This is a genomic window from Shewanella sp. 10N.286.45.A1 (genome assembly GCF_041470405.1).
Classification (GTDB): domain Bacteria; phylum Pseudomonadota; class Gammaproteobacteria; order Enterobacterales; family Shewanellaceae; genus Shewanella.
Map to the genome: position 1 here is coordinate 1 of NZ_JBFRMK010000119.1, position 23291 is coordinate 23291.

A 23291-nucleotide genomic window follows, 5' to 3' on the forward strand; every position below is an offset into this window, starting at 1 on the left:
AGCGGCTTCGTTCAACAAGAATTTAAAGCGGGACTGCTAACCGTTTGTTCGGTTTCGCTTCACGTTTTAGCCAACAGTTAAAAACCTCTTAATGGCGCGTTACCGCATATCCGTTTGTCATACTTTCCCTTATGAAATTCATCAATCCGAGAGTTGCAGCCCTAACTCACTTTTGTCCAATAATGAGCTTCCCCGTTGGGCAATGCCTAGTGACTAATAGCCATTACAGACTCACCTAACACACCATTCCCCATCGGAGTTGCCGAAGTGCGTTGAAGAAATAGCCGTAATGCCCACACGGACGTGGGCATAGCTTTCGCGGGACAGGCCGTTCTTTGGCATCCATGCCATCACGGCATTCGTAAATCCATTTACATCAGATGTCCCATCGGAAGCGTTAGGCTATTTCGAATAAGTATGAGGAAGACAACTTCGTTTGGGGCGCTGAAGGATTGTTAAGGGGCGCAAGCGCTTTGCCCCTTGGCTCGGGTGTGGGCGAAGCGCCACGATCTTATATCAAACGAAGTTTGATTGGTTTGGCTTTTAGATATCGAAGTGCTCAAGCACAAACAAACTTTTGTCCAAAAATAAGCTATCAACTATATGCTAGCTATTCATCTGATTTGGGCTGTGCAAACTTCTAAATCATGGATGATTTAGCAGAGCCTCACTGCGGCTTGCAAAAGCTCAATGCAGTTGAATTGCTTTGAAGAAATATTAAGGATTATATCAATTGTTAGCCGACACACTCCATAAAAAAGCCCATCGAATGATGGGCTTTTAGTGTTTAGCTGTGGGTTAGCAAAACTAGCGTTACCAGATCTTAACCCGCTCATCTTCGATTAAGAACATCTTGTCACCCTCTTTAAGATCGAATGCTTCATAGAAGGCGGGAATGTTACGCGGTGTACCCATTGCGCGGAAATGACTTGGTGAATGCGGATCAGTCATTAGACGGCGACCTAGCTCTTCATCACGGTAATTACGGCGCCATACTTGTGACCAGCCGATAAACAGGCGCTGTTCGCCAGTTAGGCCATCAATCACTGGCGATGGTTTACCGTTTAAGCTCATCTCGTAAGAGCGTGCCGCGACGGTTAACCCGCCTAAGTCACCGATGTTCTCACCTAAGGTTAAATCACCATTAACAAATTTTCCTGGCATCGCTTCATATCCAGCGTATTGTGCAGACAATTGTGCAGCACGCTTTTGGAACTCTTCGCGATCTTTATCTGACCACCAATCACGTAAGTTACCATCACCGTCGTATTTGGCTCCTTGGTCGTCAAACCCGTGGCTTATCTCATGACCAATCACCGCACCAATGCCGCCATAGTTAATGGCATCATCAGCATCCATATTAAAGAATGGTGGCTGTAAAATAGCGGCAGGGAATACTATTTCATTCATCACTGGGCTGTAGTATGCGTTCACCGTCTGTGGCGTCATGTGCCACTCTGTGCGGTCGATTGGTTTACCCAACTTAGCGAGCATTGCCTTATATTCGAATTGAGCATAACGCTGGTAGTTACCAACAAGATCATTGGCTTCAATATCAAGCGCGGTATAATCTTTCCATTTATCTGGGTAGCCAATCTTATAGGTGAATTTAGCGAGTTTTTCTTGCGCTGCAACCTTAGTTTCCGGCGTCATCCACTCAAGCTCGTTAATGCTGACCTCAAAACCTTTAATCAAGTTTTGGATCATCTGTTCCATTTTAGCTTTAGCTTCTGGCTTAAAGTTTTGCTTAACGTACTCTTCACCTACGATTTCACCAATCACTTGGTCAGCTGCATCTACCGCTTTTTTCCAACGTGGCTTCTGCTCTTGAATGCCCATCAAAGTATTACCATGAAAAGCAAAATGCAGATCGACAAAATCTTTACTTAACAGCTCGGCGTAGTCATCCACCAAATGGAAGGCTAAGTAATCTTGCCATTCTGTAACGGTGAACTTATTGAACTCTTGGCCAAATTTTTCAAAATAAGATGGCTGGCGAACGATGACTTCGCTCACTTTATCGATATCAGCACCCGCTGAAAATTGCACAAAGTCAAAACCCTTTACTAAATCTTGTAGTTGTTGACGATCCATCTTGTTATAACTTTTATTGGCGTCACGTGACTCAACACGGCTCCACTGACTGGCGGCAATGAATTTCTCAATCTTAGCCACACTCTTACTAGCACGTTGCGGATCGCTATAACCCGCTTCCGTCATTAAGTCGGTAACATATTTGTCTAATGCAGCACGGTTAGCAGTAAACTTCTCATCATCTTTCAAGTAATAGTCACGATCGGGAAGTGTCAGACCAGACTGGTATAGGTAAACCCCGTATTGGCTTGAGTTTTTCGCATCATTATTGACATAAAAACCGAATGGTACGGAAGCACCGTGGACCAACAAACTGCCCATTAAAGTCGCAATATCGTTATGAGTTGAAGCGTAGGCAATATCTGATAACTGATCTTTTAGCGGCGAGATCCCAAGAGCTTCAATGGTTTTGGTATCCATAAAGCTTGCGTAAAAGTCGCCCACTTTCTGCTCACTGCTGCCCTTCACCTTATTGGGTTTGGCTGCAGAAGCCTCAATGATCTCTTTCAGTGAAGCTTGGCTTTGCTCATACAGCACAGAGAACGAACCGTAGTTAGATTTATCTGCGGGGATTGGCGTATTAGCTAACCACGTTCCATTAACACTATAATAGAAGTCATCTTGGTGACGTACTGCAGGATCGAAATTGGCTTTTTCAACACCTGATACTAGTGCCGTTGACGTTTGAGTGGTGTCTTTGCTGGCTTCGTTACTGCCACAAGCAGTTAAGCCTAAGCTTAACGCCACACAAAGAGCTAATTGACTTACTTTATTCATGATTATCCCCGTTATAGTCCTTTAAAAAGCTCTCGACTGTTCTGTGAAGAGCTGACGCTACACATTATGTTTTAGACCAAATAGCCCAATATTGTAAATGTGCGGCGCTTAATTAGTGTCCTCTGCTAACAATGCTGTTACTTCTACCAGTTTTTACCGATAAACAAAAAGACTGTTTTTTCACCGTCATCTGCCGCGCCAAAACCAAAGGCCGCAGGCCCTACGCCGGTGTCGATTCCAAGGAATAAACTGCCTGAATAGATCAGGTCGTCTAAAGCTACACTGTCTTTTTGAGTCCAAACGTTACCCGCTTCAAGGCTGGTACCTAAATACAGCGGGTACTCAGTCATACCTAATACATCTCGGCCGAGATCATATTGATAGACAAAAGCGCCGAAAATCTTATGTGAACCATAAAGCGCATTTTTATGATAACCAGAAAGATTTAGAAATCCGCCTAACTCTGAAACGTTGACGGTAAATACGCCATCTTTGTCGACTGTTGCTAAGGAAGCGATACCAACAAAGGCATGATTACCTACCCCTACTGCACCGCGCCAATCAGCTTCATATTGCATTGAGAAATTTGAAGAGTCTTCAAAACCTTCAAGATCATAAGTCTCTTTTCTCATGTATACATTGAAAGTAAATCGGTTACCTGAGGTAGGAAAATTAATACTGTTTAGGTCATCATAGGCAAATTTTAAATAACCACCATAACCAGAGTAATCAACAGTACCAAGACCCCATAGGTCATTCTCAAGATCGCCGACCTCACCTAAAATACCAAGTTCCACCATACCGTTTTGAGTATAATTAATGCCAATACCTACCTCGGCTCGATATGAGGTCTGTCGCAGTTCTAAAATCCGTTTATTTTCCTCAAAAAAGGCCCAATCTTTGAGCTCATATTCGACCCGGGCTCGACTGAAATAATCTTGATCTTTAGATAAGGGCAGGTAAAACTCAGACCCTAGCAACTTATCGAAACCAAGCGATATTTCGTTACGCCATTCACCGCCGTTTTCAGTCAGGTTGGTCATGGTGTAAGCAAAATCCAACGACACAACTGAGTCCAAGCTAAAGTCATCTTCCCAGCTAAATCCAAAATCGAAATAATTAGGACCCCATGATTTGGCAGTGGTCGTTACAGTTAGCACTCGACCATCTTCAGTGTCGGTAAACTCAGCATCGACACGTTCAAACTTATCTAAGGCATAGATCCGTGCAATCCCGGCTTCCAGTGTTTCAGTGGTAACAAAATCCCCCACATCTAGATCTAAATTATCCGCAAGTAATCTCTCACTGACTTTCGACTCATTGTCATAAATCACTTTAATTAATGGGCGATTTATTTCATTTAGCCAGTGCTCACTTTTTTGTTTTTTAGCTGCTAGGTAACTTTGGAAGTCAGCTTCATCAATTGATAGCTTATCTAATCTAGACGAATTTTCTCTGGCAGCAATTTCTCCTAACGGCAGGGCGATAGGCATAATGCTAAAATCTGTCGTACTCAATTCACCAATATTCGGTCGAATTAAGATATCACTGTCAGTCAATAACGCTTTTTGCTTCTCTGCACTGGCATTAGTAAGAATTGTCGATAGCTGGTTAAGTACCGCTATGGTGCTGTTGAGCTCATCATTGCCTACCAGTGGTGAGCCAATATCAACCGCAATAACAATATCTGCGCCCATCTCCTTGACCACATCTATCGGCATATTATTGGCAATTCCGCCATCAACCAGTAAAAGGCCATCAATAACTGCAGGTTGCAGTGCTCCAGGAACAGAGGCTGACGCCTGCATTGCCGCAACGATACTGCCACTGCTTAATACGACTGGCTCGCCAGTAGCCAAATTTGTTGCAACAGCTCTAAAAGGAATTGAGAGCTCATCAAAGTGACCAAGTCGTTGAATTAAATTAGTTGAGCTTCGTAACAGCTGCGACATACTCTGACCACGAAGAAGACCCGCTGGCATTTTAACTTCTTCATCGCTGTAGCCGATATTGATGGGGATGTTATATTTATCGCGCGTTTCTTTGTCTTTAAAGCTAAGGGCTTCACGGGGAATAGTGTCTGAATAGCCTTTATCCCAGTTGGTGTTCATCATAATGGCTTCAATTTCAGCAGCACTATAACCCAGTGCATACATGCCGCCAACGTAAGAGCCTATACTGGTGCCAGTAATGTAATCAATCGGAATATTTTTCTCTTCGAGCACCTTAAGTACACCAATATGGGCAGCACCTTTAGCGCCACCGCCACTGAGTACTAAGCCTATTTTTGGCCTTTCTGTTGCGCTTGCATACGAATGAAAAAACACAAACAAACAAAGAATAATAATTCTATGTATCATAATGACTTATTCAACTCTTATAATGATATTTTAACCTAGGGTATTTAACTAATTAGTGCAAGCTTTAGGGGTTAGGAGCCAGCAGTTGCAGAGCTTCAGGCTGTAAACTAACTTCCGACCTTGTAGCCATATACTGCGCAAGATCGGTCGATGACATCGGCTTAGCAAAGTAATAACCCTGTATAACATAACAGCCACGGCTAAATACCTGCTCTAACTGCTCGTGGGTTTCAACGCCCTCAGCAACAACATCAAGCTTTAAGTTTCTCGCCAATTCAATGATACTACTTGCTATCGCCTGATCGGCCTTATTCGTTGCGATATCAATGAGGAATGAGCGATCGATTTTCAACGTGTTCACTTCGAAATGACGCAGATAAGCTAACGATGAGTAACCGGTACCAAAATCATCAATTGCGACATCAACGCCTAATGCTTTTAGTTCTTTTAGATGTTGCTTAGCGACTTTAAGCTCTTTCATCAACACGCCTTCGGTGATCTCAAGCGATAAAGCATGATTTGGCATACCCGTTTCAGCTAAACACTGCTCCACCCCTTGAATAAAGTCGCGCTGACGGAAATGTAATGCTGAGATATTGACTGACACCTCAAGAGGCTCAGGCAGTGTTTGTGCCCAGTGTGCGCCGTGGCGACAAGCTTCTCGCATCACCCAACGGTCAATTTCAACAATCAATCCGCAAGCTTCTGCAACCTTAATAAATATATCGGTACGCACATAGCCATCTTGTGGATGGTTCCAGCGCAACAAGGCTTCAACCCCAACAAGTTTATCGTTCTGTAAAATATCGATCTGAGGTTGAAAATGAAGTTCAAACTCATCTCTTTCAATCGCTTTTCTCAGATCGGCTTCAAGCCTTAAGTGATAAAGCGCTTCCGCATTACGCTCTTGAGAATAATATTTGAAATTGCCTTTGCCTTCTTCTTTGGCGTGGTACATTGCTAAGTCAGCGTTTTTAATCAATGTTTCTGGTTGCTTAGCATCTTCAGGCCACAGGCTGACTCCAATACTGGTAGAGATATGAAACTCTCGTCCATACAGGTCAAACGGGCGCTGAATGCTCGCTAACAGCTGCTCACAAAGCTGATTGATACTGTCTATATCAATATCATCACGCAGCAAGATAACAAACTCATCACCACCAAAGCGGCATAGTACATTTTCTTGAGAAACGAATGTTTGTAACCTATTAGAAGCCTCAACCAATAAAGCATCACCCATACTATGGCCATATGAGTCATTCACATGCTTAAAACGATCTAGATCTAAGAACAGTAAAGCAAGCTTACCGCCCTCTTTTTCCGCTTGATAAATGGATTGTGACAGCTTGCTCGAAAATAAAGAGCGATTAGGCAAACCGGTTAATACATCATAGTTGGCCAATCGGCGTAAATCGGCCTCTGTACGTTTACGATCGGTAATATCGGAGAATACCACTACGTAATGAGTCGCCTCACCATTTGCATTCAAAATTGATGAGACGTTTAACCACACAACGCACTGCTGATCATTTGCGCATGCGACAGTACATTCGCCAGTCCAGCTAAGCCCATGTTGCAACAGATCCGCAATATGAGTGCCAGCCTCTTTACCGAGCAACACCTCCGCGAAAGACTGGCCTATTAGCATACTGGAGTTGAAACCTAGAATATCTTGAGCGGCTTTATTGGTCACCTGGATCAGCTCATCACGGTCATAGATAAGTACTGCTTCAGTGGTATTTTCAAATGCTTGAGCTAATAGATAAACATCATCTTTGAGCTGACGTTGCTCGGTAATATCAGTGTAAATACCCGCTACTCGTTCGATTTCACCGTTGGCACGGTTACGCTCAACAGGTCGTCCTAATACTCGGATCCACCCCCAAGAGTTGTCGCTGCGCTGATAACGATATTCCACTTCAAAGCGATCGACTCGCTCTTCGAGCATATCTCTCCAGGCGATAAGAACATTACCTTTATCTTCATTATGAATAGGAATTTCATTTAGCTTAAAATAGGCCTGACTTTCCTTGGCACTCAATAAACCACCTACATTTTCAAGCCTAAATATATCGGTCTCTAGGTGCCATTCCCACAACTCGGAGTCACTGCCTTTTAGCGCTTGCTTAAGTCGATTCTCACTGTCAATCAGTGCTGAGTTTATACTGCGAAATGCCATTACCTGCCGTTGTCTAATAAAGATAACGGCTAAACCAATTAGCAAAATGCCTATTAACATTAGGCCTTTAAACCAGCGAGTTTGCCACCAGTACATTTCGACTTCAAAAGAGAATGAAAAAGGAGCAGCTGACCAAACTTCATTTTGCAGGCTAATGATTTCTAAAATATGAGTGCCCGCACCTAAGCCCGAAATATTAAGTTGAGATTGGCCATTTAGGTAAATAAAACTGCCACCCGTTTTATCCTCTGGTCGACGCAAACGGTACTGCAGTTGTAACGGTTTTTCGTTGAGGTAGTTTGTGCGAGCTAATTGAAAACTCACCAATTGCGCCCCAGGTAAAATACGATGACCTTGTTGCGGAACTAAGCTAATTTCAGTTCGAGATTCAAAGTAAACTTCCATCGATTCAAGTAATATCGTGTCTGTTAATGTTCTATTCTTGAGCTTGTCGATATCCAGTAACATAGCACCGTCCGGAGTGCCTATGTAAAGGCCTTCAGCTGAAGTGAGCACAGCCCCTTCATTAAGCTCATCACTGATTAAGCCATCTTCTGGAGCAATGACCACAATATCTTCAGTTAATGTATCAAAACGAATAATAGATCGTGGGCAACCAATCAACCGATAGCGACCCGCTTCTTCAATAAAATAAACGCTGTTACAGTCAACTTTCCAATCATCTGTTAATGAGCGAGTTAGGCCTGTTTTATGGTTGTATTCAACCGCACCACGATTCTTAAGTCCTAACCACCAAAGCTCCGGCTCTATCTCTCTAATAATGCTAACCGAAGCGACTCCTTGCCCTTCACCAAGCGGCGTAGTAACAGGATGATAGTTATTATCTTTATCTAGGTAACCGAATAAACGGTCGCCACCAAGCCACAAGCGCTGTGAACTATCACGTCTAACCTGCTTCACTCTTTGTAATTGAATAATGCTCTTATCAGCACTTAGACTTACATATTGGGGTTTTGCCAAACCTGGCTCCCAAAAGAACAGCCCACGGTTAGTAGCAAACCATATCCGCCCTTGGATCAGAGTGTCGAAATAGGTGTTATAAACCGTTTTATTCTCTAGACTACCAGTCCCTCCCATCCAGCCTGCAAATGTCTGCGTATGGAAGGTTTTTGTATTAACGACTGAAAGGCCACTGGTACTAGAGAGCAATATATTTTGCTCATCAAGTGCATCAATATTATAAATACTGTCGTTAAGATCGATATTTTGCGGAGTGATGAAATCGGGGTGTTTAGTTTGACGGTCGATAAGCAAAAGCCCAGCATCAGTGCCAAGCCATAAATCTTCATCATCAGAATAGATAGACCAAATCACTTCATCTGGCATATTGTAAGGTACTGATTTACCAAACTGTTCAATCAAGAAATCTGGCGTATCCGCGAGTACTGCAACACCATCACCTGAACCGCCTATCCATATGAGACCTGTATTATCCACGGCAATATCATGGATATAATCGATATTTGAATTCTGTTTAACTTCATTGCCGTATGGCTCTACAAGTTGAGAGTCAGGCTGCCACTTAAGCAAACCGGCACGACTCGCCAACCAAAGAAAACCATTTTTGTCCTCGGCAATATGAGTAATATAATAAGGCAGCTGCTCAACCTGTTTGAGGGATAAATCTTGTTCAACTAACTCAAAAAAACCTTTGCTAGAGCTAATCCAGACTCGATTGTTGGAATCTCGAAATATTTGCTCTATGCGTCCGTAAGTTTCTTGCCAAGAAAGTACCGCGACTCTCTCACCTATCTTATCTCGGACTTCAATTCTTGCTTCGGTCGCCACCACGATTCGATCATCCGAGAGCGCCGACATTGCTCGCCAAGGATAATCTTGATTACTGGTTAAGAAATTTATTCGCGCTAAAGACATCTTGCTGTAGTTAAAACGTAACAGCTCTCCCTCTTCGGTGAGAATAATCCGATTGCCTTGATCATCTTCAATCTGTGAGGTAATCCCCACTCCTGCATACTCAGGGAAAAGCGTTGGGCTACCAAACGCGGTAAAAGCATTGGTAAATATGTCATAAAGGTAAATGTCATAGAAGCTGCTCACCAGCAAGTGACGTTTGCTAAGAGGAGAGACCATTTTAATATGGTAATCACTGAGCTTAGAGTCTAAACCAATCTGATCCAGTCTTCTAATTTTGCTACTACCGACACGATAAAGCCCCTCCTCGGTTGCTAACCAAGTAAAGCCATGCTCATCAAAACTGATATCCCATACGGTGCCGTTAATAAGGCCATCACTGGCAGTGAAAATGCGTTGTACCACGCCACTGGCAAATACCGATGTCGAACAGATAAGCAACAAAATGACAAAACTAAACCGCTTTTTTATAATTCTTATTCTCATTTGCATATACCCAATTTAGCTTTGGATATAGAGGTTTTAAGCCTTAACTTGAATGTATCATTTAGATAACACAGAATCACGCATTGATTAGCACAAACCCCATATTTACGGGATTTAAGGCATAAAAAAAGCGCTCATTTGAGCGCTTAATTTATTAGAAAAATCTTACTTTTTCTTCTTCTTTGCCTTTGGGTTTGGCAAATCAGTAATTGAGCCTTCATACATCTCTGCAGCAAGACCAACTGACTCATGTAATGTTGGGTGAGCATGAATGGTTAATGCTAAATCTTCTGCATCACAACCCATTTCAATTGCTAGACCAATTTCACCTAGCAATTCGCCACCATTAACACCAACAATAGCACCACCGATAACACGATGAGTCTCTTTATCGAAGATAAGCTTAGTCATACCTTCGCTCGCATCTGATGCGATAGCGCGGCCACTTGCAGCCCAAGGGAAAGTTGCAGTTTCGTAAGATACGCCCTGCTCTTTCGCTTCTTTCTCAGTTAGGCCAACCCACGCGACTTCAGGGTCAGTGTAAGCAATTGATGGAATAACTTTAGGGTCGAAGAAGTGCTTGAGACCAGAGATAACTTCAGCAGCAACATGACCTTCATGCACACCTTTGTGCGCAAGCATTGGTTGACCAACAATATCACCAATCGCGAAGATGTTAGCAACGTTAGTACGCATCTGCTTATCAACATTAATGAAACCACGCTCATCAACATTAACACCTGCTTTTTCAGCGTCTAAACCTTTGCCATTTGGCGTACGACCAATAGCAACTAGAACGGCATCGTAACGAACTGGTTCAGCTGGTGCCTTCTTGCCTTCCATTGTAACGTAAATACCATCTTCTTTAGCTTCAACTGCAGTCACTTTAGTTTGCAAAATTAAGTTGAATTTCTTCTTAATCTGCTTAGTAAAGGTACGTACAACGTCTTTATCTGCTGCTGGAATAACTTGATCGAACATCTCTACAACGTCGATTTCGCTTCCTAGAGACGAGTACACAGTACCCATTTCTAGACCGATAATGCCACCACCCATAACAAGTAACTTACCAGGCACTTCTTTAAGCTCTAGCGCGTCAGTAGAATCCCAAATGCGTGGATCTTCATGTGGAATAAATGGCAGTTGGATTGGGCGTGAACCCGCTGCAATAATTGCATGCTCAAAATGGACAACTTTAACGCCGTCTTCACCTTGAACTTCTAGCGTGTTAGGACCAGTGAATTTACCTAGGCCATTAACCACATCAACTTTACGCATTTTAGACATTCCGCCTAATCCGCCTGTAAGCTGACCAATTACTTTCTCTTTAAAGCCACGAAGTTTATCAAGATCAATCTTTGGCTCACCAAAAACAACACCGTGATCAGCAACAGCTTTTGCTTCTTCAATCACTTTAGAAACATGAAGCAATGCTTTAGATGGGATACAACCAACGTTCAAACAAACGCCGCCCAAAGTGCTGAAGCGTTCAACGATGACAGTATCTAGACCTAAATCTGCAGCACGGAATGCCGCTGAATAGCCCGCAGGGCCTGCGCCTAGTACAACTACCTGAGTTTTGATTTCGTTACTCATGTTTTCCTCTATTCTTTTTATTTCGTTGACGGAAAAACCGTCTCAACGATAAAGTGTGGCCAAATCTTGTAAGGTGGCCGCATTTTAACCTTTGTTTGACACTGATCACAATCCTAGTCGTAACAGAAAAAAGGCCGCTCAACATGAGCAGCCTTCAACTTTACAAAATAAGCGTGCGAATATCACTGAGGATGCTTGAAAGCGTGACACTAAATCGCGCCGCCATCGCACCATCGATAACACGGTGATCGTAAGATAATGATAGTGGCAGCATTAACTTAGGCTCAAAGTCCTTACCATTCCACTTCGGCTTAATTTCAGATTTAGATACACCCAAAATAGCCACGTCAGGATAGTTAACGATAGGCGTAAATGCCGTACCACCAATACCACCTAAACTTGAGATAGTGAAACAGCTGCCCTGCATATCGGCAGACTTAAGCTTGCCATCACGAGCACGAACAGAGATGTCCATTAGCTCACGTGAAAGCTCCACAATGCCTTTCTTATCAACATCACGAACCACTGGAACCATGAGACCGTTTGGCGTATCAACTGCCACACCGATATGGAAGTACTTCTTCTGTATCAATGATTCGCCATCAGCACTTAGGCTTGAGTTAAATACTGGGAACTCAGCTAGCGCTTTTGCTACAGCTTTCATCATGAAGACTAACGGCGTGATCTTATAATCCGCTTTCTTCTTGGCAGCCACAGCATTTTGATCTTTACGGAATGCTTCAAGCTCAGTGATATCAGCTTCATCAAACTGCGTCACATGGGGGATGGTTACCCAGTTGCGGTGCAAGTTAGGGCCTGAAATCTTCTGAATGCGGCTTAGCGGCACCTCTTCGACTTCACCAAATTTAGCGAAATCGACTTTTGGTGCAGCAATCACATTCAGGCCACCAGCGCCACCAGCAACCGCAGTAGCAGCAGATGCTTTAGGTCGGCTCAGTTCATACTTAATAAAGGCTTGAACGTCTTCTTTAAGAATACGTCCTTTACGGCCAGTACCTTTAACCAGCGTCAGGTCAGCACCAAACTCACGCGCTAAACGGCGTACAGCTGGTGATGCATGTACCGCACCAGTCTTAGGTTGGCTACCCGCACTTGGGTGGTGTGGTACAGGAGGCTTACTCGCGGCAGGTGCCGCAGCTACAGGAGCTGGTGCACTTGCTACAGGTGCTGCAACCGGAGCTGCTGATACCGTTTCAATAGTAGCAATAACACTACCTTGAGAAACTTTATCACCAAGCTTAACAGTCAAGCCAAGGATTTTACCGGCAACAGGTGCAGGTACTTCCATGGTTGCTTTGTCTGTTTCAAGCGTGATGAGGCCTTGATCAAGCGTCACTTCATCACCAACGGCAACAAGTACTTCAATCACGTCGACATCAGATGCGTCGCCGATATCAGGCACTGCAATCTCTTGCACAGCACTAACACTCGCAGGAGCAGGAGCCGGCGCTTCTGTCGCAGCAACTGGTGCTGATGCTGGAGCGGCATCGCCAACTTCAAGCATCAATACTAAAGAGCCCATAGACACTTTATCGCCAACATTAACTTTAAGCTCTTTAACGATTCCCGCTGAAGGTGCAGGCACCTCCATGGTCGCTTTGTCTGTTTCTAAGGTAATTAAGCCTGTATCCGCTTCAATCTTATCGCCCACGGCAACCAAGACTTCAATTACATCAACATCTGCTGCATCACCAATATCTGGCACATTGACTTCGATAACTTGAGTGCCAGTTACAGCTGGTGCTGAAGGAGCTGGAGCCGCTACTGGTGCTGGAGCAGAAGGTGCTACAGGAGCAGGAGCTTCTGCAGCAGGCGCTGCGCTTGCTGCTGCCGACATCATCGCAATCAACTTACCTTCTGACACGGTATCGCCTACAGCCACTTTAAGCTCGCTTAATACACCAGCAAAAGGCGCTGGGATATCCATGGTCGCTTTGTCGCTTTCAACCGTGATGATTGATTCTTCTGCTGCAAGCGTATCGCCTACAGCAACACAAATTTCGATAACCTGAACTTCATCACCACCGATATCAGGAACCAAAACTTCTTTTAATTCAGCCATTTTGTTTCCCTCTTACGCGTACTGTGGGTTGATCTTGTCAACGTCGATACCATACTCTTTGATGGCTTTAGTTAGCACATCAACAGGTAGCTCGTTACGGTCAACAAGGGCTTTCAGAGAAGCAATTACAATAAACTTGGCATCAACTTCGAAGTGATGACGTAAGTTCTCACGGCTGTCACTGCGGCCGAAACCGTCAGTACCCAACACTTTATAATCTGTTGGGATATAAGCACGTAGCTGCTCACCGTAAATCTTCATGTAGTCAGTCGCCACAATCGCTGGTGCATCTTTCGATAACACTTCACTGATGTAAGGAACTTTTGGTGTTTCAGTAGGATGCAGCATGTTGTAACGCTCTGCAGCCTGACCGTCACGGGTTAGCTCGTTAAAGCTAGTCACGCTGAATACGTCGGTGGTTATACCAAAATCTTTTGAAAGAGCAACTGCCGCTTTGCGAACTTGCTCTAAGATTGTGCCACTACCCATTAATTGAACAGAACCTTTACCGCTACCTTGTAGGGTTTCAAGCTTATAGATACCTTTAACGATACCCTCTTCAGCGCCTTCCGGCATTGCTGGCTGCTCGTAGTTTTCGTTCATGGTCGTTAGGTAGTAGAAAACATCTTCCTGCTCACCGTACATACGACGAATACCGTCTTGTACAACAACCGCGATTTCGTAACCGTAAGTAGGGTCGTAAGAGATACAGTTTGGAATAGTGTTAGCCAATACATGACTGTGACCATCTTGATGCTGCAGGCCTTCACCATTTAGTGTTGTACGACCTGATGTACCACCAACCATGAAGCCACGTGCGCGCATATCACCTGCAGCCCAAGCCATGTCACCAATACGCTGGAAACCGAACATTGAGTAGTAGATATAGAATGGGATCATTGGAGTATCGTTAACTGAGTAACTGGTCGCCGCAGCAACCCAAGATGACATTGCACCTAACTCGTTAATACCTTCTTGCAATACTTGGCCGCTCTTATCTTCGCGGTAGTAAGCAACTTGATCTGAATCTTGTGGCTCGTACTTTTGCCCTTCGTGAGCGTAAATACCCACTTGGCGGAATAGACCTTCCATACCAAAAGTACGCGCTTCATCAGGAATAATAGGAACAATCTGCTTACCAATCTTCTTATCTTTAAGCAGTGCAGTCAAAATACGCACAAATGCCATAGTACTTGAGATTTGACGGCCATTTGAGCCTTTAAGCACTGAATCAAAGATCTTCAATGATGGCACTTCAAGCTCTTGTGAGAACTTCTCACGACGAGCTGGCATTGCACCATGTAACTCTGCACGGCGGGCTTTTAGATACTGAACTTCTTCAGAATCTGCACCTGGATGATAGAAAGGAATATCTTCTAACTGATCATCGCTAATTGGGATATTAAAACGATCGCGGAAGTACTTAAGTGATTCAACACCCATCTTCTTCACGTTGTGAGCGATGTTCTTACCTTCGCCAGCATCACCCATACCGTAACCTTTAACAGTTTTAGCAAGGATTACTGTAGGGCGACCTTTAGTGTTTTTAGCATGCTGTAGCGCAGCAAAAATCTTAACTGGATCATGACCACCACGGTTTAAACGCCAGATGTCATCATCTGACATGTTAGCCACCATTTCGGCTGTTTCTGGGTACTTACCAAAGAAGTGTTCACGTGTATACGCGCCACCTTTAGCTTTACAGTTCTGGTATTCACCATCAACGGTTTCTTCCATCAACTGCAATAACTTACCGCTAGTATCGCGTGCAAGTAGTGGATCCCAGTAGCGACCCCAAATAACTTTAACCGCTTCCCAGCCTGCGCCGCGGAATTCGCCTTCAAGCTCTTGGATAATCTTACCGTTACCGCGTACAGGTCCATCTAGACGCTGTAGATTACAGTTAACGATAAAGCATAAGTTATCTAACTCTTCACGAGCAGCAAGACCGATTGCACCAAGTGTTTCTGGCTCATCACACTCACCGTCACCAAGGAAACAGTAAACTGTTTGCTCTGAGCAATCTTTTAGACCACGGTCTGTTAGATACTTAAGGAAACGTGCTTGATAGATCGCTTGAATTGGACCAAGTCCCATCGATACTGTCGGGAACTGCCAGTAGTCAGGCATCAACTTAGGGTGCGGGTACGAAGATAAACCTTTGCCATCAACTTCTTGACGGAAACCATTCATCTGGTCTTCGCTAATACGTCCCTCAAGGAAAGAACGTGAGTAGATACCTGGAGCAATATGGCCTTGGAAGTAAACCAAATCGCCGCCGTCTTTTTCATTTGGACCGCGGAAGAAGTGGTTAAAACAAACGTCATAAATAGTTGCACTTGATGCAAAACTAGAGATGTGACCACCTAGCTCTAGATCTTTCTTAGAACCACGTAGAACCATCGCCAATGCATTCCAACGAACGATAGCGCGAATACGACGCTCCATCTCTTGGTTGCCTGGCATATGTGGCTCTTGGCCTGAAGGGATTGTATTCAAATAAGCGGTAGTCGCTTTGTAAGGTAGGTGAGTACCGTTACGACGTGCTTTATCAATCAACTTCTCTAATAGGTAGTGCGCACGTTCAGGGCCTTCTTGCTCTAATACCGCTTGCAGTGAATCTACCCATTCCTGAGTTTCTAGTGGATCTAAATCTTGTAGCATATGTTCAGACATGACGCTGTCCTTCCCTATATACATTAATAATAAATGAAAAATATGGATAAAACGGTGTTGGCTTGTGCCTAATCACCGCTCTTTAAACGGCGCAGACTTCGCTGCAACCGGCTATCTTCTTCCCTTACAGACAACATGACCTCTTCAATGTAACTTAAGTGTTCATTGGAGGCTTCTCTTGCTGCTTCTGGGTCACGGCGCACGATGGCAGCAAGCAATGCTCGTCTGTGATCATTTGCCATAGTAGAGGCTTCTTCGCGTCGGCTTAAAAGCTCTAAGTTCTGTGCCACGTTTTTATGCAGCACAGGAGATAAACTTAAAACAAGATGTAGCATCGCCACATTATGTGATGCTTCTGCGACTGCACGGTAAAAACGCACAATTGCATTCGCTTGATTTTCAACACCTGTCGCCGCTTCCACTTCGAGTATGGTGCGCTTGATATTTTGCATATCGGCATCATTACCACGTAATGCCGCAAAATAGGCCATCATGCCTTCAGTCGCATGTCGAAACTCAAGTAAGTCATATTGACTTTCTGAGTCTGAATGCATGAGCTCAACGATAGGGTCGGCAAGACTTTGCCAAAGTTGTTCTTTTACATAGGTACCGCCACCTTGACGGCGCATCAACAAGCCTTTTGCTTCTAGCTTTTGAATCGCTTCACGCAAAGAGGGGCGCGATACTTCAAACTGCAGCGCCAATTCACGCTCAGGTGGAAGCTTCTGTCCAGGCTGAATACTGCCTTCCAGAATCATCTGTTCTAACTGACCCATAATGACGTCAGATATTTTTGGCTGGTTTATTTTGCTATAAGCCATGTGGCCCTCAGCTCCTATTGTAAATTGGTCTTACCAATTTAATTGACTGAGCGCACTTTATCAAATCACACTTTAGATGTCTAGTTAGTGATCTGCATCATATCCATGCGCGATGTGTGAGCATAACTGATTTTTTTCAACATGGGGTCAGACCAATGTTCCACTTGATCAGATTATTGTTAAAAATCGCCTAAAATGGCGAGTACTGACACTTTTTTTAGCTTCATCATGCTCAAATAGATACAAAAAGAGGGTCGCTAATGACAGCTGACCCTCGCGCTCGATTTGAATGTTTGTATAACGAATTAACTCACCACACCAAAAATTGTCATCAGTGACAGTACGGTAATCAGTAGGATGAAGTTACGCTTACTCAACTGTAAAAGTGCAATCGTCGACTGCACACAAACTGGCGCAGAAGAAGCTTCAGGTAATGTCTCCGCCTCAATAGCAACTTGAGTAATTATATCTCGAGCCTGCGCTTTAGGGTTGAACGCTAAACTAACCCAAGATGAAACAGACTGTCTAAACTGGCCACTCAGCACATAACCAAATGCAAAAATACGGCTTGGGATCCAATCGAGTATAAATAGTAGGGTATCAACCAAAGGCAGTGAAAGCTCGCGCTTACGATTATCTTCACTATAAAAGCGCACTGTACAATAAAGCACTGCGCCAACAGGTCCGAGAATGATTAAGTACAAAGCAATTGCACCATAATAACGATAGTTGATCCAAGCAACACTCTGACCCACATGCTCACCCAACTCCTGCTCGCTCACAGACTCAAGGCATTTGCTAGAATCCAACTCGGCAGCATAGTTAAAACATGCTTGAGAATCACCGCGACAAGCTGCCTGAATATAACGTTTAAAAGCTTGTCTTTGCTGGTTATGGCTAAAACACAAGACTGCCACTGCAACCCATAAAACGAGACTTACAGCTCCCCAAACCATGCCAGATACAAACCAAGAGACGATATTGATCGACAATGCAGGTAATAGGAGCGCTAATGCCATCATCAATGTCGAACGCACTTGTTTGTCACCAAATAGCGCCTGATGATACTTAGCCAATAGCACATCAAATTGCCAAGCATCGGGCAATAAGCGCATCCGCTCAACGAAAATTGCGATTAATAACGAAAATAAAGCCATCGGTATTCCATCCTCTATCTTCTAACTCAAAACAATTTCAGCAGTGTTAAAGCAATCCTTTAAAGCGCTGCCAATCAAAACTATCACCAGGATCGGTTTTGCGTCCCGGCGCTATATCACAATGACCCACAATCCTGTCTGACGTTAACGCCGGATAATGAGTAATCAATGTATTGGTTAATTCAGCTAAGCAGGCATACTGCTCATCGGTGTAGTCAATATCATCTGTGCCTTCAAGCTCAACACCTAAGGCAAAATCATTACAACCCGCTCTACCATCAAATACAGACACGCCGGCATGCCAGGCTCTATCATCACACGACACATACTGAACCAGCTCGCCGTCACGTCGAATAAGAAAATGCGCCGAAACTTCTAAGCCATCTAAGTCTTTAAAGCTGGGATCTGCAGTAACATCTAAACAACCTTGGAACAGTTGATCAATGTAAGGTAAGCCAAAGCGACCCGCCGGCAAACTAATGTTATGCACAACTAATAAGCTGACTTCTTTTAACGGCCGCAAATTAAAATGGGGCGATAAACAAAAGCGCGCTTGGGTGAACCAGCCATCAATAACAGTGAATGACAATTTAAGCCTGTAAATCTATATAGATAATAGTGTCACTTTATCAGGTTTAACCCTATGAATATAGCCGATGTCGGATCGTATACAAGCCCATAGATTTAAAACATTAAAATCGATAATTCTAGGCTTTATGTTAAGATAAACTCAATATGAAATTACCCGTAAACTATGACGACTTAAAGTCAGTAAGGACAGCCCATCATGCTTGAAAATGACATTCGACTCTCAGTCAAAGCCGCACTTGACGAAGACTTAGGTCATCAAGATGCTCACTCTTCGATTTCACTGTCACAGCGCTGCGACGCGGATATTACTGCTCAACTTATTCCAGCAGATAGAATCGCACAAGCAACATTAATTACCCGCGAAGAGGGTGTTTTTTGTGGCAAAGCTTGGGCCGAGCAAGTATTTAATCAGCTCGGTGGCGAAGTTGCGCTGCATTGGCATGTGGATGATGGTGACTTAGTGGTAGCGAATCAACTTCTATGTGAGTTAGAAGGGCCTGCACGCGCAATTCTTACCGGCGAACGCACAGCAATGAACTTCATTCAAACACTTTCTGGCGTTGCCACGCTAACCAAACATTACGTTGACCGTTTATCAGGAACTCACACTCAACTATTAGACACCCGTAAAACGATTCCAGGGCTGAGAACCGCGCAAAAATACGCGGTAACTTGTGGTGGTGGCAAAAACCATCGCATTGGGTTATTTGATGCATTCTTGATAAAAGAGAATCACATTATGGCTTGTGGCAGCATCGCCTTAGCGATTGCAGCAGCCCGAGCGTTACATGCAGACAAGCCCGTTGAAGTGGAAGTTGAGAGCATCGCCGAGCTGACCCAAGCACTTGATGCTGAGTCAGACATTGTGATGCTAGATAACTTTGATGTCACCATGATGTTAGACGCAGTAGAGCTTAATAAGCAGTATAAAGCCAAAGGTATGGGCGTAAAGCTTGAAGTTTCCGGTGACGTCACCCTTGAAACCATTGCAGCTTTTGCAAAAACAGGCGTCGATTATATTTCCGTTGGTGCGCTAACTAAGCACGTACGAGCACTCGATCTATCTTTAAGACTTAAATAGTCATATTGAATAGCACTATATTTAGCAAAGGCTTTATTAGCCATTCAAAGCCTTTGCCAACATCCCTCACAAGTTGAACTTAGCTCTCAATAAAGACTCTCGGTCACTGTTCGTAATTCAACCACTCAATATTTACCCATCTTTATTCAAGTTTATATCCTCTGTGTTTAAACACTTGTCGCCCTGGCCCATTTCCCGCCGCAACAATGACGACTAATGCTGAAATAACAATCAAAACTTAAGTAATAACCAAGCAAAAATAATTAGCTCTTTTAATAAAACTATCGCCATACTTATCAGGCTTACAAGCCAGCGAAAAAGTTAATTAACAAGATAATAATTAATGATAGGAGAAGCTAAATCGCCCTATTCAGCAACAAAATCTAGCTTGCCTTGGCACATACTTTGCCAACATCGCAATGTTACACGTTTGTAATCAAACTGTCTTAAACGACAAAGATACTCGCCGTGATATGAGCTTACTTAAAACTAAGTTGACTAACACCAAAACGCCGCATTAGAACGCACAAAAAAACAACCAAACCCTGCGTTAAGCGAAACTGTGAACAACTTAACAAAAACAGCATAGTACTCGCGGAACATACAAAATTTCAGACTTTAAGCTTTAGACAGCGCTAATTCATCCATCTAACTGCAAGTGCCTTAAAAATGACACTACAGTATTAATCGTCAATTTCCCCCTCAGTGACAATATATTGCTAGAACTTTTTTACACTACAAACACGACTTTTAGATGAATTAGCCATTAGTTTGCAACTTTGTGCTCATTAGCTATTCCAATTTATTTAACTTTGTACTAACTTTGCCTGTAGCCGAGACAGATACTAGAGCCCCTCGTGCTTGATGGTCGTTAATCGTACAAAGCTAAGTCGATTTCAATTTGAGTTATAGCGTTAAATCTATTCAAGGCTATATCTGAAATGGGATAACCGCTGAGCCAATATGTATGATAAATAGGCTATAGATATTTTACATGCAATATGAGGCAAAAATAGTTTAGCTATCTCTTAATGTTTTATAAAAGAGAGCCCCAAAATATCTATCGATACGTTGGGACTAACTTTTCAAACCGCTTGAAGAGATGGAATGTTAAGCTAACGATTGAGCTAGCTGTTGAAGTGACGGTTGAACTAGCAGTTAAATTAGCTATAGCAGCGTAAATGCTAGACCTTAAATTTATAAAAAAGTACAACCAATTAAAAACAAAGATAGACACTGACACCTTAGGTCGCGCTAAGCGTCTTATCGGGCATAAGCAGCAAGGTTAATGCTTATCCCGCTGACAATTAGCTTTGGATTTGGCGACATGCTAGCGCAGGAGCATCAAGCAAGGTTGAAGCACTATTAAACTAAGTAGTGGTATGTGCATCAATATGTGACCTCAATAGATATAGGCACATAGCACTCACTTGAAGCTTTCTAATGGAGATAGACATGAAAAACATGATGAACAAGTCACAAATGAGCAAAGCTAAGGGCTTCACCCTAATTGAATTGATGATCGTTGTTGCGATTATCGGTATTTTGGCAGCGATCGCATTGCCTGCTTATAAAGAATATGTAAATAAAAGTGAGATCAACTCCTGTTTAGCTGAAGCAGCTGCGTATACGAAGTCAACAGCTGCAGCTGTTGTTGCTGGATTAGATACAATACCTAATTACGCAAAAGCAGCATGTGCAGCAGGCCCTGCTGCCGATGCACAACCAAAGACTATCGCAACATTAACTGGTACCGAAGAGTATACAGCAGCGGATGAAAAGTCTTCAAAAGTAACATGTGACTGGACAACGACTACATGTAAAGCTGGCACCTAACAATCTATGACTGTCTAAAAAAGCCGCAAAACAGCGGCTTTTTTATTTCTATACTCCCACTGCAACCGGAGCATATTAATACATAGAGAATCCAACGAAAGTTCCCCCTTGAACAAACTATCTACTATTCCCTCACATGCTCTACATATTAAATTTCATAAAGCAGCAACTAAATAATAAAATTAAGCAAAGTCAGAATCGTATTTGTCAAATATCGCAATGGGTATAAATTTCAACATAACTAATAACCAATTAGGCCATTGACCCAAACCCTCGGAAGTAACGCCGGAAGTAACTCTTCACTCTGATAAGTTAGTAGTAACATGCTTAACGACACTGTCACCGCTGCAATCAACAAAACACGCACCCTAATTTCTAACTTATAAAAATTACATCCACAAAACTGCACTTGTACCGCCAGTAAAAAAATCAATAATAGCTGAGCCATCGGCATAACGATAACCCCACTAAATAACGAATAGATGAGTGCTGATAGGACAGCATAAGTAACTGGCATGGATTGTGTACTTGCTGCCACTTTTAAGCTTGATAAATGTCGATAAACTCCGCTCATAGCCCAAACCACAATTGCAACACAGGCGATAACACCATATTCATATAGTAATTGCATCACCGAGTTGTGTGGATGAGCATTTATAATAGGCTTTCCTTCTGCCCAAGCAAAACTCATAGGACCAAAACCTGTCCAAGGTTGCTCTGGGATAGCTTGCAACACATAAAGCCATAGATCGATCCGCCCAGATGAGCTAGTTCTGATTTGAAAGCTAACTGCATCCATTAAGCAATAGGGAATAAGGTATATAAGAACAAACCAAAGCACGATTCCAAACAGCATCGCTTTGAGTGAAGTAATGCCTAAGCGATTACGCATTTCTCTTGGTAAAAAAATGGCAATAATAACCAGAGCAATAATCAGCGAAAGTGCGGCTCCTCGCGCTTCGGTTTGTAACAGTGCTAACCAATGAAGAGCAATGAAGGCTAAAGATATTCGTTTAAACTTTGCCAAAGCAGGTAAAACCAAAGGTAAAAATAGCAGCGGGACCAGCATCACCTGCAGCTGATTGAAAAACCGCACGTTAACATAGCCAGATAACAAACCATGGATGTTGAAACTTTGCGCATCAAAATAGGAGAAAAATAGAAACAGAATATACTTACAAAAGGTCAATATAGAAAACAGTAAACTAAAAGTATACACACCACAGAGCAGTTTATGTTGTTCTATAGTCCGTATACATGCTGAAAACAGATAAAATCCTACAATAAATAAGCTTATGTTCGCGATCTCAACCATTCCCCAGTAAGGATGTTTACTGACGAGAGCTGAATAGACTGCTAAACATATAAACCCACAAAGAATAGTTTTGCTCAATGTTGATATTTTTATCAGCTGAACTTCTTTAATTGTGAGTAAGAAGAGTGAAAAAAAGCTTATAAAACCAACCACAATAAATCGTTTTAAGTCATATTCATTGTCAATATTTACAGTGTGAATAAGATTAATCGCAAAGACTGTCCCCAATAGGAACAAACAAGTAAAAGCTGCAATCACTATCAGAGAATACACTTTCAACGACACCCTACCACCTCCCGACATGAATATTATCAATGATGACTTTACTAGCGTAATAATAACTAAC

The 23291-nt window shown here is 43.1% G+C and carries 12 protein-coding genes; 2 read left to right on the forward strand and 10 right to left on the reverse strand.

The window, feature by feature from the left end; translation table 11 throughout:
- Positions 1-813: 813 nt before the first annotated feature.
- From AB4238_RS09935 to ampD, 9 genes are all read right to left on the reverse strand, one after another.
- The gene (locus AB4238_RS09935) at positions 814-2871 is read right to left on the reverse strand and encodes a M13 family metallopeptidase (RefSeq protein ID WP_372033313.1); all 2058 of its coding nucleotides are present in this window, start codon (positions 2869-2871) and stop codon (positions 814-816) included.
- A 143-nt stretch (positions 2872-3014) separates the two neighbouring features.
- Positions 3015-5231: a patatin-like phospholipase family protein gene (locus AB4238_RS09940; RefSeq protein ID WP_372033315.1), complete on the reverse strand. Its 2217-nt coding sequence runs from the start codon at positions 5229-5231 to the stop codon at positions 3015-3017.
- 64 nt (positions 5232-5295) lie between these two features.
- A complete protein-coding gene (locus tag AB4238_RS09945; RefSeq protein ID WP_372033317.1) occupies positions 5296-9789 on the reverse strand; it encodes an EAL domain-containing protein in 4494 nt (1497 codons plus the stop codon).
- Between the two features lie 165 nt (positions 9790-9954).
- Positions 9955-11385: a dihydrolipoyl dehydrogenase gene (gene lpdA, locus AB4238_RS09950; RefSeq protein ID WP_372033319.1), complete on the reverse strand. Its 1431-nt coding sequence runs from the start codon at positions 11383-11385 to the stop codon at positions 9955-9957.
- A 160-nt stretch (positions 11386-11545) separates the two neighbouring features.
- Entirely contained in the window at positions 11546-13468 is a 1923-nt protein-coding gene (gene aceF, locus AB4238_RS09955; protein ID WP_372033320.1) for a pyruvate dehydrogenase complex dihydrolipoyllysine-residue acetyltransferase, read from the reverse strand.
- Between the two features lie 12 nt (positions 13469-13480).
- Positions 13481-16144: a pyruvate dehydrogenase (acetyl-transferring), homodimeric type gene (aceE, locus tag AB4238_RS09960; RefSeq protein ID WP_372033321.1), complete on the reverse strand. Its 2664-nt coding sequence runs from the start codon at positions 16142-16144 to the stop codon at positions 13481-13483.
- A gap of 68 nt (positions 16145-16212) precedes the next feature.
- A complete protein-coding gene (gene pdhR / locus AB4238_RS09965) occupies positions 16213-16965 on the reverse strand; it encodes a pyruvate dehydrogenase complex transcriptional repressor PdhR (RefSeq protein WP_020914714.1) in 753 nt (250 codons plus the stop codon).
- 305 nt (positions 16966-17270) lie between these two features.
- Positions 17271-18122, reverse strand: a complete 852-nt coding sequence (gene ampE, locus AB4238_RS09970; protein WP_372033322.1) for a beta-lactamase regulator AmpE — start codon at positions 18120-18122, stop codon at positions 17271-17273.
- Positions 18123-18168: 46 nt separating this feature from the next.
- Positions 18169-18711, reverse strand: a complete 543-nt coding sequence (gene ampD / locus AB4238_RS09975; RefSeq protein WP_372033324.1) for a 1,6-anhydro-N-acetylmuramyl-L-alanine amidase AmpD — start codon at positions 18709-18711, stop codon at positions 18169-18171.
- Between the two features lie 198 nt (positions 18712-18909).
- On the opposite strand from ampD, the gene nadC reads away from it, so the two are divergent.
- Both nadC and AB4238_RS09985 read left to right on the forward strand, forming a co-directional pair.
- Positions 18910-19794 (forward strand): carboxylating nicotinate-nucleotide diphosphorylase, encoded by an 885-nt coding sequence (gene nadC, locus AB4238_RS09980; RefSeq protein WP_372033326.1) that lies wholly within the window; start codon positions 18910-18912, stop codon positions 19792-19794.
- 1455 nt (positions 19795-21249) lie between these two features.
- A complete protein-coding gene (locus tag AB4238_RS09985; protein WP_372033327.1) occupies positions 21250-21630 on the forward strand; it encodes a prepilin-type N-terminal cleavage/methylation domain-containing protein in 381 nt (126 codons plus the stop codon).
- A gap of 241 nt (positions 21631-21871) precedes the next feature.
- Here AB4238_RS09985 and AB4238_RS09990 read toward each other — a convergent pair whose 3' ends face one another.
- Positions 21872-23203: an O-antigen ligase family protein gene (locus AB4238_RS09990; RefSeq protein WP_372033328.1), complete on the reverse strand. Its 1332-nt coding sequence runs from the start codon at positions 23201-23203 to the stop codon at positions 21872-21874.
- Positions 23204-23291 lie beyond the last annotated feature (88 nt).